General features: G+C 40.2%; 13 protein-coding genes. 6 read left to right on the top strand and 7 right to left on the bottom strand.

Annotated features, from left to right (window positions below):
* Positions 1-25 precede the first annotated feature (25 nt).
* The 4 genes from L2567_RS12515 to L2567_RS12530 all read right to left on the bottom strand — a co-directional run bounded on the left by L2567_RS12515 (position 26) and on the right by L2567_RS12530 (position 5,757).
* On the bottom strand, positions 26-676 hold the full coding sequence (locus L2567_RS12515; RefSeq protein ID WP_235298122.1) for a hypothetical protein: 651 nt from the start codon (positions 674-676) through the stop codon (positions 26-28).
* Positions 677-752: 76 nt separating this feature from the next.
* Entirely contained in the window at positions 753-1,157 is a 405-nt protein-coding gene (gene mscL / locus L2567_RS12520; RefSeq protein WP_235298123.1) for a large-conductance mechanosensitive channel protein MscL, read from the bottom strand.
* Positions 1,158-1,497: 340 nt separating this feature from the next.
* On the bottom strand, positions 1,498-3,765 hold the full coding sequence (locus L2567_RS12525) for an aconitate hydratase (protein ID WP_235298124.1): 2,268 nt from the start codon (positions 3,763-3,765) through the stop codon (positions 1,498-1,500).
* 72 nt (positions 3,766-3,837) lie between these two features.
* Complete coding sequence (locus tag L2567_RS12530) at positions 3,838-5,757, bottom strand: CBS domain-containing protein (protein WP_235298125.1); 1,920 nt, start codon at positions 5,755-5,757, stop codon at positions 3,838-3,840.
* Between the two features lie 79 nt (positions 5,758-5,836).
* Here L2567_RS12530 and L2567_RS12535 point away from each other — a divergent pair, with 79 nt between their 5' ends.
* The 5 genes from L2567_RS12535 (at position 5,837) to L2567_RS12555 (ending at position 8,288) form a co-directional block, all read left to right on the top strand.
* On the top strand, positions 5,837-6,355 hold the full coding sequence (locus L2567_RS12535; RefSeq protein WP_235298126.1) for a hypothetical protein: 519 nt from the start codon (positions 5,837-5,839) through the stop codon (positions 6,353-6,355).
* Entirely contained in the window at positions 6,356-6,661 is a 306-nt protein-coding gene (locus tag L2567_RS12540) for a muconolactone Delta-isomerase family protein (protein WP_235298127.1), read from the top strand.
* Complete coding sequence (locus L2567_RS12545) at positions 6,658-7,422, top strand: hypothetical protein (RefSeq protein WP_235298128.1); 765 nt, start codon at positions 6,658-6,660, stop codon at positions 7,420-7,422. Before L2567_RS12540 ends, L2567_RS12545 begins: the two co-directional genes overlap by 4 nt.
* A 72-nt stretch (positions 7,423-7,494) precedes the next feature.
* Complete coding sequence (locus L2567_RS12550; protein WP_235298129.1) at positions 7,495-7,947, top strand: hypothetical protein; 453 nt, start codon at positions 7,495-7,497, stop codon at positions 7,945-7,947.
* A gap of 17 nt (positions 7,948-7,964) precedes the next feature.
* Positions 7,965-8,288: a cupin domain-containing protein gene (locus tag L2567_RS12555; protein ID WP_235298130.1), complete on the top strand. Its 324-nt coding sequence runs from the start codon at positions 7,965-7,967 to the stop codon at positions 8,286-8,288.
* Between the two features lie 72 nt (positions 8,289-8,360).
* On the opposite strand, the gene L2567_RS12560 is transcribed toward L2567_RS12555, so the two are convergent.
* Positions 8,361-8,798 carry a hypothetical protein gene (locus L2567_RS12560; protein ID WP_235298131.1) on the bottom strand — a complete coding sequence of 146 codons (438 nt, stop codon included), beginning with the start codon at positions 8,796-8,798 and terminating at the stop codon, positions 8,361-8,363.
* Positions 8,799-8,870: 72 nt separating this feature from the next.
* On the opposite strand from L2567_RS12560, the gene L2567_RS12565 reads away from it, so the two are divergent.
* Positions 8,871-10,484, top strand: a complete 1,614-nt coding sequence (locus L2567_RS12565) for a DEAD/DEAH box helicase (protein WP_235298132.1) — start codon at positions 8,871-8,873, stop codon at positions 10,482-10,484.
* A gap of 74 nt (positions 10,485-10,558) precedes the next feature.
* Here the strand turns inward: L2567_RS12565 and L2567_RS12570 are convergent, their stop codons facing one another.
* Entirely contained in the window at positions 10,559-11,728 is a 1,170-nt protein-coding gene (locus tag L2567_RS12570; RefSeq protein ID WP_235298133.1) for a tetratricopeptide repeat protein, read from the bottom strand.
* Positions 11,729-11,733: 5 nt separating this feature from the next.
* The gene (locus L2567_RS12575) at positions 11,734-13,524 is read right to left on the bottom strand and encodes an eCIS core domain-containing protein (protein ID WP_235298134.1); all 1,791 of its coding nucleotides are present in this window, start codon (positions 13,522-13,524) and stop codon (positions 11,734-11,736) included.
* Positions 13,525-13,550 lie beyond the last annotated feature (26 nt).

Genomic DNA, 13,550 nt, shown 5'->3' on the forward strand with positions numbered 1-13,550 from the left:
AGGCCTGGATTAAATGGACGAATGTTTAGATGGCTCCAGGATGAAATTTGCAAGGCAAGCTGATATGCAAGTGATCGGCAGTGCCAACATGTCTAAGCACATTAAAACCCATAGCACCGAAATAAATGGCTAGAGCTTGATTCCGCCACTCAGTTCTATCGTTCGTTCTTAGGTCAATGGCATAAGTGTAACCGTCCTCTTGCTTATAGTGCAGGGAATTCTTTCTGGATTTTAGCCCCATTTTCTCATAGTCTTCACGCGCTCGTTGTCCGTCTGTGATGACCAAATCCATGTCTAATTTAACGATTACTCCAACTGCTAATCGCAATAAGGGATGAAGCTCTGAATATTCCTCTTTAATTTCTGGTGCCTTAATATTATCGTTGGAAATAAATATGACAGCATGAGCAGCAAAACCAATGACAATGATAAATGCAAAAACTAGTCTTCTTTTCAAATTATCCTTGTCGCCAATTCTGCCCGTGAACCTTCCATATATAAAGGTCATATAAATAAATAGTAGGAAGGCAGTAACTATAATCCCACCCGCCAAAGACGGCCAAATCCCTAGATCTTGTGCGGTATTAAAATAAACAGCCCCTCTTACAAGCACAATGAAAGGAAGTGTAATAAGAAATAATGTCCTTAGAATAAAAAATAAGACTTTCCAAACCACAACTACTTAGAAATTTAATTAGCAATCCATTATAAAAACTTAAAAGCCGCGGAAAAAATTTCCGCGGCTCGCTGATTTATTGTTTTTTTAATTCGTCTCTGATCTCTTTAAGCAGATCGATTTCTGAAGGTCCTGCTGGAGCTGGTTCTTCTTTTGGCTTTTGGGTTTTATTGTAAGTCCTAATGATCATGAAAAGAATAAAAGATATGATCAAAAAGTCAATAATATATTGGATCCATTGACCGTAACGAATGGCTACTTCTTCTACAGCCACACTACCATCAGCATTCATCTGGGCTTCTTGAAGAACAAATTTGAGTTCAGTAAAATCCACACCACCTAACGCCAAACCTATGGGCGGCATAATAATATCATTCGTAAATGAAGTAACTACTGCTCCGAAAGCTCCTGCAATGATTACAGCGACGGCTAATTCGAGCACATTGCCTTTCATAATAAAGGCCTTAAATTCTTTAAGCATAATTTCGCGTTTTAGTTAGTAATTGTTTCTGGAAAGATAGGGAAAATGACAATGTGTGGGAAAAGTTTAACAAATGGGAAAAAGCCCGAGTCGGGAATCAAAAAGATTTGGTTGTCGATGACTATTTCTGGCAAATGGATTCAGACAGTCGCATGGCTAATTACTTATCTAATGACTGTTGAAGAACTCGACCACGGCTTAGGACTTGTTACTTTAGTGGCTAGCGGTAGATCCAACAATGTCTGCATCTTCTTTTCTGGCAATTTGAATTTGACAGACCCAAGCCAGTAACAAGACTTATTATTCAACCATACTTTTAAAGCTTAATCCTCCCAGCTGCCTACAACCCAAAATCCTTACGAATCTTGTTCAAAGCCGAACCTTGATTTACCCATTCTATCTGTGCCTGATTATACGTATGTGCTACTTTAATCTCTTCACTGGTTCCGTCCGCATGATCTAACCTTATCGTTAAATGCTTTTCTGGTGCAAAGGATTCGAAGTCAACAATCGTCACTTTGTCATCTTGCCTGATCTTTTGGAAATCTGACGGGTCAACAAAAGTCAATGCCAACATCCCTTGCTTCTTCAAATTAGTTTCGTGAATTCTGGCAAACGACTTCACCACCACAGCCTTAACACCTAAATATCTCGGCTCCATAGCCGCATGTTCCCTGGAGGATCCTTCTCCATAGTTATCCTCTCCGAAAACGATGGTTCCAATTCCAGCATCCTGATAAGCCCTGGCAGAATCCGGAACAGCCATGTAATCATCCGTCACATAATTAATGACAGAATTGGCTTTATCATTAAAAAAGTTGATGGCTCCAATAAAACAGTTATTAGATATATTTTCTAAATGTCCTCTATACTTTAACCAGGGTCCTGCCATTGAAATATGGTCAGTTGTACATTTTCCTTTGGCTTTGATCAGGATTCTCATATCTGTAACCTGATCTTCATCTAATGGCTCGAAAGGCGTCAGCAATTGCAAACGATCTGAATCTGGTGCTACTTTTACATCAACTTTACTACCATCTTCAGCAGGTGCATTGTATCCCGGATCTTCAACATCAAATCCCTTTGGAGGTAGTTCAAATCCAGTAGGCGGATCTAACTTCACTTCTGTTCCATCTGCAGCAGTAAGCGTATCGGTTATTGGATTAAATCCAAGCTTACCTGATAATGCAATGGCCGTCACCAATTCCGGTGATGCAACAAATGCATGTGTGTTTGGATTACCATCTGCACGCTTAGAAAAGTTTCTATTGAAAGAGTGAATGATGCTATTTTTTTCTTTCTTATCGGCACCAGCTCTGTCCCATTGACCTATACACGGTCCGCAAGCATTCGCAAACACCAATGCTCCTATCTGTTCAAAAGTATCGATAAATCCATCTCTTTCGACCGTAAATCTGACTTGCTCGGATCCGGGAGTGATGGTTAATTGTGAGCCTACTTTGATTCCCTTTTCAACCGCCTGCTTAGCAATAGAGGCAGATCTTGAAATATCCTCGTAAGAAGAATTGGTACAAGATCCGATCAAACAATATTCCAGGTCTGTAGGCCATCCATTCTTTTCGGCCGCCTCAGCCATCTTCGATACTGGTGTCGCTAGATCCGGTGTGAAAGGACCATTGATTAGTGGTTCCAATTCAGTCAAGTTGATTTCTATGACCTGATCAAAATATTCGTCAGGATTTTCATATACCTCAGGGTCTCCCGTTAAGTGTTCTCTTACTCCATCACACATTTCGGCAATCTCTGCCCTTCCTGTCGCTTTCAAATATCTGGCCATTGAATCATCGTATCCGAAGGTAGAAGTAGTTGCACCGATTTCCGCTCCCATATTACAGATGGTTCCTTTTCCAGTACATGACATATTTTTCGCGCCTTCTCCGAAATACTCTACGATAGCTCCGGTACCTCCTTTCGCCGTTAAAATACCTGCGACCTTCAAAATCACATCTTTCGGCGAAGTCCATCCACTCATCTGGCCTGTCAGCTTCACACCGATTAATTTAGGCATCTTCAATTCCCAGGACATTCCTGCCATTACGTCCACTGCGTCAGCTCCCCCTACTCCGATGGCGACCATTCCAAGTCCACCAGCATTCGGCGTGTGAGAATCAGTTCCGATCATCATTCCTCCAGGAAATGCATAATTTTCTAAAACCACCTGATGAATGATTCCTGCACCAGGTTTCCAGAATCCAAGACCATATTTATCTGAAACCGATTCCAGAAAACTAAATACCTCGCTGTTGTTGTCCAGAGCGCCCTTTAAGTCCACATCGGCTTCTATTTTGGCCTGTATGAGGTGATCACAGTGAACCGTAGAAGGCACAGCTACATTTTTTCTACCTGACATCATAAATTGAAGTAGGGCCATTTGCGCGGTAGCATCTTGCATCGCCACCCTATCCGGCGCAAAAAACACGTAATCCTTGCCCCTTCTTTGCTCCTTTAATGGCGTATCTTCATGAAGATGATTGTAAAGGATTTTTTCAGCAAGTGGCATTGGTCTTCCAATCTCCTTTCTTATCTTTTTCATGTTCTTCTCTAGATCAGCATAATGCTGTCTAATCATTTCAATGTCAAATATCATATCGTATATACTTTAGTCTTATTAAAATAACTGCCCGGCGAAAATAAAGTTTATATTCGAAAACCCCAAGACCTATCCAATTCTCTCAAGCAAGCTTGCACTGACCCGAAGAAAGTCCATTTCCGTAACCACTCCTACCAGGTCTGTTTTAGATACTACCGGAAGACAACCGATTTTGTTCTTTCTCATCAATTCCATTGCTTTTTTAATGGATGTTTCAGGACTCACACAAATCGGATTTTTAATCATAATATCCTCCACTGTCATATTCTTGCCAGGGTTCGCATCCCTGATGTTGACATAATAATCAAGCAACCGCCTGTTGGACACCAGTCCAACAACTACACCTTTCTTATTCTCGACAGGTGTGTACCGTAGCTTTTTCCACTGCATCATCTGAGCCACTAAATCTATGATGTCATCTTTCTGAACAGTTACCAGGTCAGTGGTCATAAACTCAGAAACACTGATATCTGCCGGATGGTAATGAGGAAGATCCTTCAAGGTTGCTAAATCCCACTCGTGAACCGGCGTATCTGATTTTTGACCTTCCAGAATAGACGCAGTAATTGCTGAAAGCGCCTCGTCATTTGTACTTTCCTCCTTCAACTTAGTGAAAGAACGCAGCAACCACCTGGCTCCATTGGTATGTGATTTAGCCCTGGCCTCTATGATACCTAAATAGCTATCGATATCATCTTTATCCACTTCCCGATGTTCCAACCCCTCCCTGGCAATGGGTAAAAGTTCTTCGAGAATCAAGTCACAGGCTGAAATTTTTTGATCTCCAAACCATGTAAAGGTCGAATCCACACCATAACGAACAGCCTTTTCAAAATTGTCGTGTACATTTGCATAATCGATCTTCGTTCTGATATCATCCACTTTTCTTCCCATTCCCACCATTAAGCCTAACCAAAAACAGGCATTGGCCATTTCATCTTTTATCGTTGGGCCGGAAGGAAGAATTCGATTCTCTATTCGAAGATGTGGTTTTCCATTGTCGCTTATTCCATAGCAAGGTCTGTTCCATCGATATACCGTAGAGTTATGCACTTGCAATGCTTTTAGCTTAGGAACTTCGCCATTCTTGACCATTGACAAAGAGTCCACGGTGCTGTCTCCTGCTAATAGTACCCTAAACTTGGTAATATCATCCTTATAAATATCTGTAATGCTCTTATCCAGCCACTTATTACCGAAATTAACCCTCGGCGAATAATCTCTGTGATAGTCATGCGACATGCGTGTGTCGATCGACTGCTGGAACATCGCAATCCGCGATTCATGCCACAATCGTTTTCCGAAAACCAAAGGTGAATTTGCAGCAATAGCCATAACTGGCGCCGCCAATGTCTGGCATATATTGTACATTTTAACAAATTCATGGGCTGATACCTGAAGGTGAACCTGAAAGCTCGTGTTGCAAGCCTCTAATAAAGGAGAATCGTGCTTCAACCTTAATTCATCAATACCATTGATCCTCAATTCATAAGATCCACCTATTAATTGCTCATTGATCGCTTCCATCAAAGCCTTGTAGCGCGGCTTCGGTGTCAAATTATTCATGTTCAGATCAAATTTTCGAAGCGTGGGAAGTATGCCCGTCAATAACAGCTGAGCATCCATTCCCTCTAGGTTGGCATTGATCTCGTTGAGGCAAATTTTAATTTCATTCTCAACCAACTTAAAGCAATCTTTTTTAAATTCCTGTGGATTGACATTGATCTCCAGATTGAACTTCGCCAGCTCAGTATCCAGCCACTTGCGTTCGCCTATTTTTTCAATGGCTTCCATGGCGATGGGTGCAGCTTTCAAAGTTTTATTGTTCACTAAAACCATCTCCTGCTCTGCCCCAATTCTTGTGATGTCGTTTTCAAACCAGTCATTGTCTAGCATGTATTCCATGGCTTGAACATCTCTAAGAAGCAGCTTCATAAAGTTCTGCATTTGCACCTTTCCACTAACCTTATTTACATTTTGATCACCCATCCAATCTATCTTGATTTATCTAAATATATGAACTATTTGTATTCCTGACTTCGTTAAATTCATTAATCAGCATAATGATATGAATAAAATTCTTCTTTACCTTTTAATTGCTGTCTGTTTAAGTTCTTGTCGTTCTGAAATAGAACCACTTTTTAGCATGCCTTTGGAAGTGGATTTTACGATTCCAGCAGGGCTTTCCGGAGTCCTGACCCACACTTTTATCATTCAGGATGTCGCTAATCCACTAGATACTTATCTTAAGTCAACTAATGTTGACACCTCAGAAATACGAACCATACAGGGTGGAAAAGGTGAAATTACTTCTGTATTTTCAGAAACGAATTATGAATTTGTAAATCGGGTCAGTGTGTGGATGGTAGATCCCGATGATCCGCGGATTCGCAAAGAGATACACTATCTGGACTTCAATCAGAACAACAACAATAATGCTCGATTAAGACTGCTCACCTCTATTTCAAATGTGGAAGACTTGCTAAAGAAAAAAACATTTGACATGGAGATCAAACTAGAATTTAGGTCATTTTCACCTCAGGAAATTAAGAATAGGTTTATATTTGATCTAGAAGCATTTCAGTAAATGGACGGCGGCGACAAACAATATATGGTTGAATTCGATGTGTATTACCAGATCGACGGAGATTTCGAGGCAAAGATCCCGAGTCAACGTAAGGCCATCTCCAAATTGTTTGAACAAGGTAAATTATTGGCTTACTCATTATCAAAAGAGCGCACAAAACTATGGGGTGTATTTTTGGTAAGCTCTGAAAGTGAATTGGTCCAGGTTATTGATGCGCTCCCACTCACTCCCTATATGGATTATGATTACAGCGAATTGCTTTTCCATAATGGGCTTAGCCTCATCCCTACGATGTCTATGAATTGAAAAAGGACATTCTGCATATATTAAATGGAGATGCTACATTTCGGAAATTTCGTGATGCAGGTTTTACTGGTCAGTATATGGTCTGGCGTGAAACTTTGGCTTTGGGACCACTTTTCTACCAGATCGACAGCGAATTATTTTGGGACATGCGGTCGCAATTCATGGAAGCTGCTTATGGAGCGAAGCTGGCTGAATACAGACGAAGTGTTATGCTGGAGTTTGGAAAGTTACGCAAATTCCAAGGTCCTGAAATTGTTCTGTGGTACGAATATGATGTGTTTTGCCAGGTCAATTTTATTGCTTTGATGTCCTACATCTTGAAATATAAAAAGGAGGTTAAAGTTTCCATTATCTGTGTGGGTGATCACCCGCAATACAAGCACAGGGTAGGGCTTGGGGAGATAAACACGCAAGAATATCAAGTGCTTTATAATAATCGAAAAATCCTGATGAAATATGACTTGCTGGTAGCTGACAAAGCGTGGATGATGTTTTGTGCAATGGCAGTGGAACAGTTCTCATCCATTCAATCAGATCGATTGCCCTACCTAAGTGATGCCTTAGAAGCTTCGAAAGTACTTTTTGGTAATGGTGAATCTTTGAGTAAACTGGAGTCTGAAATTATGTCAATGTTGCAAAGTAGTCCATTGAAAAAGCAAGATGTCATTCGAAAATTGCTGGCGAAGGATCATGCTTTGGGGTTTGGAGACTTGCAGTATGATTACTTGATTAGGAAAGTAAGTGGTCAATATTTGATTTAATGGTTACATTTTTGTTACGCATAACCTACTTTTTTGATAAGGTAAATAACCAAATAAGTTTATCTTTCGACTATGAAAAAAATAGCATTTCTCATTCTTATCCTAAATCTATCCTGGGTTTCCAATGACTCCTATGCTACAAACCCCATTTCTCAAGAGACTTTTGTAGAAATAGAAAAATCGAAGGATAAAACGGGCTTGTTGAGCAAGATAAAAAGCTCCTTTAAAAAAGCCATTGACAAAGTAAAAATTAGACAGCTGGCCTGGATAGCACTAATCGCTGGAGTACTATCCCTCGTTGGGTTAATACTATTATCATTAGGTTCTGCCTTTCTGATAGCAGCAGCAATTTTGGCCATTCTTGCAGATATCTTTGCCATCATCGTTCTTCGCAAGACGGGAAAAGATCGCCAAACTTATAAATTGTCAAGAAGAATGGCTATTTGGGGATTGGTAACTGGTTTGCTAACCGGACTTATACCTCTTTTATTACTACTGTTAGTAATCATTGCTTTTGGTTTCTAAAATTAACTTATCAAACCATGATGTATAATACATTTCAAAATATTGAAGAACTCGAGGAGTTTGAAGTCGTTCCAGGTATCGTCGGTCGTATGATTCATACCGACAAAATGACCATGTCCTTTTTTAAGATAGCCAAAGGAGCAGTTCTTCCCGAACATCAGCATTTTCACGAACAGACAAGTTGTATCCAATCCGGTGATTTTCAATTTACAGTAGATGGTAAAACCAAGATCGTTTCAGCTGGAGACCATATAGTTATTGCTCCTCATACACCACATTCTGCACTGACAGATTGTACAATTATTGATGTATTTGTTCCTTCTAGGGAAGATTATAAATAAAGGGTTAAAAACAGCATGCTCAAGCTACTTTCGAGGTTGACTTCTACTCACATTTAAGGCTTGGGCACCATTCTAATCCTGAATGATCACTGCATCTTCTAAGATAAAGCTCAGTGTTTCCCAATCCTCTGTATTGATCTTTAAACGCCCACTAACCCTGATTTTATGGTCAGCTATATAATTTCTTTTTGCGGGCTCGCGGAGTCTGACATCAATCACCGTTTCCTGACCTGCTGAACCACAGAAAAAACAGCTGGCAAAAGGAGTCTTCGATAAAATAATGCTCTTGTCCTCAGTAGCGACTGGAATATAATAACCGGTCATTTCAAAAAGCTCACCTTCGAGAGCCATGATACTATCAGTAGGAACCAACAAGGTTTTGAAGGAATAAAATTGCTCCACAAATACTTCCTTAAATTTTGCAGCTTGCAGGCTCGTCCAGTCACCCTGGCTATACACCTTCACACCACAACATTGGCATACCACAAGAAAAAACATTATTTTCTTCATAACTCAGCTGTGCAAACTTACAAATTACTATTCATTATAATATCGTACCTTTGCACGCTTATAAATAATAGAATGAAATTTAAGGAATTAAACATCATAGAGCCTATCCTAAAGGCTTTAGCAGAAAAAGGTTATGAAGAACCTACACCTATTCAAGAGGAAGCCATACCACAAGTTCTCAATCGAAGAGATGTTCTCGGTGTAGCTCAAACAGGAACAGGAAAGACAGCGGCATTCTCTATACCGATCATCCAATTGATCAATAAAAAGGATGGAGAACACCATGGCAGACCTCATTTAAGGTCGTTGATTGTCACTCCGACCAGAGAGCTGGCCATTCAGATTGGTGAAAACATCAAAGAATACAGTAAAAACACCATTATCAGACACGCTGTTATTTTCGGAGGAGTAAAACAGAACGAACAAGTCAGAATGATGAAAAAGGGAGTCCATATTTTAGTGGCTACTCCGGGTCGGTTGCTGGATTTAATCGGACAGGGATTTATAAGTTTGAGGGAAGTCAAACTATTTGTCCTGGATGAAGCAGATCGTATGTTGGATATGGGATTTATCCATGACATCAACAAACTTATTGATTTGCTTCCCGAACAACGGCAATCTTTATTTTTCTCAGCGACGATGCCTGAAAACATTGTAGAGTTGTCAAAGAAAATTTTAAAGAATCCCGTTCGTATAGAAGTGACACCTGCATCTACTACAGCAGAAACCATTCAACAACATCTTTATTATACTAATCGGGATCTAAAGCACAGTTTATTGGTTCACATATTGGAAAGCAAAAAAATTGACCAGGCTTTAGTGTTTTCCAGAACTAAACATGGTTCAGATCGAATTGCACGCAAACTTAAGAAGGATGGTATCGATGCCGCTTCGATACATGGTGATAAGTCTCAACCACAAAGACAGAAAGCCCTTAAGGCATTTAAAGCAGGGAAAACCAGAGTTTTAGTGGCCACAGATATAGCTGCCAGAGGAATTGATATTGACAAATTAAAGTATGTCATCAACTATGATATTCCGAACGAACCGGAATCCTATGTGCACAGAATAGGTAGATCCGGAAGAGCTGGAGAAGAAGGTTATGCTATTTCCATTTGCGAACCGGAAGAAAATGCATACATCAAAGACGTTGAGAAATTGATCGGACAGAAGATAGATGTGGTTTCTGATAATCCTTATCCTCAAACGGACAAACCGATGACCGACGCCGAAAAGAAAGAGTGGCAGAAAGAAAAAAACCGAAGAAAGCAGGAGTTTTTTGCCAATAGAAAAAGATCAAAGCACGGAAAAGGAAGTAAAAGTCCTAAAGGAAAAAAGAAAGATTATAAAGATAAACAAGCGTCTGATGTAGAAAATCAACAGTCTGAAAAGAATAGAGACCGTAATCCTAAGTCAAAACGCAAAAAAGATCATCCTAAATCATCTTTTGAAAAAAGACAAAAACAAGACAGACCTGAGAAAAAGAAGTGGAAAGGAAGGCGAGATGAACCTGAAGCAGGAAATCAATCCGCGAATGCTGATCAAAAAACAACAAGCAATAGTAGCGGCCATTCTAAGCAAGAACGTTCTGACAACAAAGATTGGAAAAACAAAAAGCGGAATGGTAAAAACAATGGTACCCCTCAGTCATTGAGGGACAAATATATGTGGCCATTGGAGAAGTGAGAAAATTACTGGGCGTAAGTAATGCATTTTTTTTTTCAATCACGTTAAAAGAATGATTTTTGTGGCCAGGGTAATTATTTCACTGGATCAGGTTTTCGAATCCAAAGCCGTTCTCTTTGATTTTTGTCCTGAAAAGCAGCGATTAATTGTCGATCTGGTATGTTTAAAAGTAAGTCAATGAATTCCTTCAGATCATTGGCATTTCTAATTTCAGTCTTCGAGTCAATAATCCGGCTGGCCAATTCTTCGTCATCGGCATGGGTCAGATCTCTATGCTCTAATTTGCTGGTAAAGCCTGGGCCCCATGGTGAAATACTTTCCCGATAGAAAAATCCCAGAAAATCTGGAGCAACATCTATGTCGTTGCCCATGCCCGCTCCAACCGAGAACAAAAAATTATTCTCATTGGGCAACATCGCTTGTTTTCTATATTCCGGTATGACATCTATCAAGTCATAGCTGCAAACCAGAACGTCTTTCTTTTTCTCTTTGAATTCTTGCATTGGAAGATCCTTCCACATGCGCCATGCCTTGGCCATAATCATTGAACTCTTTTCAGGTATGGCAGCTATCGAAGTGAAGGACAAACTCATTTTGGAAAAACTGAGATCAAGCCTTTTTAGTATTTCGTATAAATCTTGATTTTCAAGATCTCTGGACTTATAGTACCCTTGAATATTAGGACTATCCAACAGTATTCCGCCTGTGGTTACAAAATACCAAAATCGCATATGGCTGAGCTGCTCTTGATAAGGATGTAAATAATCATAGCGCCCCAGCATCCTCCTTATTCTTTCTGAATAAAATCTAAATGGAGCGTCATCTATAGATTCAATGATTTCTAATTGACTTCTTGACAGTTCGATTCTTTCAGAATAAACAGCATGAAGGGCTAGCAAATAATGCAACATTGGATCTTGATACGCCAAATCCATGTTGCTTTGGATGAGTGAAATCGCTAAATCATATTCTCCCGACATTTCCAGGGCAGAAGCCAATTCAATCAGATATCCAGGTTTATCAGGATCAAAGTGATGGGCAGCATACAAAAAATCAGTTGCCTTTTTTATTTGGTTTTCCTTTAAGAGCACGATGCCCACTTCAAAAATGGCTTCAGCATTAAGCTTATCGTTCAATAATTTTTCCGAAACAGACCTAATGGTCGAGGAATAGCCTTCATATTCCTGCTCCCATGCCTCCATGTAATCTGCCCAATTATTGACCATATCATTTCTGTCTTCCATCTTGATTATTTAAACCCTACTTCTGCATCTTCAGCTGCCGGAAAATGTTGAATTGCTGGCCAATCCGCTGTTTTCACTTTTTTGGGTTTGTCTTCTTTTGAACCGGCATTACTATCGAATAACTTTTTATCCCCTTTCGTCTGAATATTGGTCGTTGTTTTGGTCAGGTCTCCGGTCGCAGTCGCTGATTTAAATACTTTACTTCCCTTTCCTCCTTTTTTCCTTGCCAGATTCAGATTATCTTTATCTGATAGGTATTTTGCAAACTTATTTAAATCTCCAGCTACGCCCAAACCTGAAAGTGCTGCTTCGATATCTGTTTCACTTTTAGGTTGATATTCAACATCATCTGCAGCATCAGGATTGGTTGCCGCAGCTCTTGCAATTTCCGAAAACTTAATACCGTCATCACTTTCAAAACCCTCACCAACTGCTGTTGTATGAGCTATCGTAAAACTATAAGTGTCCTTGAGTTTGACATTCTCTTCAAGTTGACCTGCATCTGCATCTTCCCTAATGTCAAGTCCAAACTTAGAGTAAGAGGGCCACATCCTCATCAGATGTTTTCCGGGTTTTGCCACTTCTTCATCTGCTATTTTCTTGTTCTCTGTAGCTAAATCCAGTTTTTTCTTTGCTTCCTTTGCTTCATTTACAGCTAGGCCGATTTCAGTTCCCTCTTTTGTTCCACCTGCTACTTCAGCCCTTACGTTCTGTTCGTTTGCCTCCGCATCCTGCAAAGCCTTAGCTTTTTTCACTCTTGCCCCTTCCCTTTTATTGGCAATTTCGGAAAGTCTGTCTCCTTCAATATTAACAGCTTTCCACTTGAGAATATCTTTTTGAACTCCAGCAATTTCTGACCCTAAATAAGCATTGGCTGATTGTCGGGTGGAAAGCATGGCGCCATAACTTTTAAACTTGGAGCTGTTGCCAGGGGCTGGTGATAGTGCTCCATCAGGTGCCATTCCGCTAAATAAGCGATCCTTTAAGGTGTTATCATCTATTTCAGGACCATGTCGACCGATTGCGTGCCCACCACTTCCTCCAGTCTCCGTTTTGTCCTTCGATTCTTTGGCTTCTACCTTTTCCTTATTTAAGGGTTCTGATAGTTTAGCTATCTTTTGTTCGTATGAGTCATCCGATGCAATGATGGCGTGAACTTCACTTCTATTCATTTTGAAATGAGAGGATATCGTCTGTATGTTAGCAGAAAGTCCAGATTTCCTAGAAAACTCGTTTATTTTTTCCTTCGGTGATAGTTGTGCAACGCCTCCACTACTTTCATTCGACGTCATTACCGACTTAGCGACATTCTTCATTTGTAAAGCCTGCGCGCCCTTCACATCAGCTTCCTTTTCCAAAGCATGATCATCATTGATGGGGATACTATTGCTCCTGTCCATATTGGCTTTGACTCTGCCTTGCTTCTGTTGTACAACATGCCAGGCCTCATGTGGCAAGTGCTTTTCTTGTCCGGGGCCAATGTGTATTTCTGTGCCTTGAGCATAGGCATTGGCTCCAAGATCCTTGGGCTTATCTGAATTGTAATGGACATCTACATCACCCATATTCATTCCTGATAATCCTTCTATGCCTTGTTTTAATTGAGTGGGCAGTCCTCCTTCGCTATATCCATAAGAAACTTCCGGTGTTTGTGTTTCTCCAGCATTTTTTCTAAAGGTACTTTTTAACTGGAAAGGTGGTGGTGCTAAGGTATTTTGAGCTTCATCAAGCTGATCAGGGGACATACTCTGATCCAGAATAAGGTCGGTTTTCTTTGTTTTGTACAAAAGTGTCATATCGAGGTTAGAATCTTGCGAAGTAA

The organism is Portibacter marinus, assembly GCF_021533195.1.
In the GTDB taxonomy this organism is placed as follows: Bacteria; Bacteroidota; Bacteroidia; order Chitinophagales; family Saprospiraceae; genus Portibacter; species Portibacter marinus.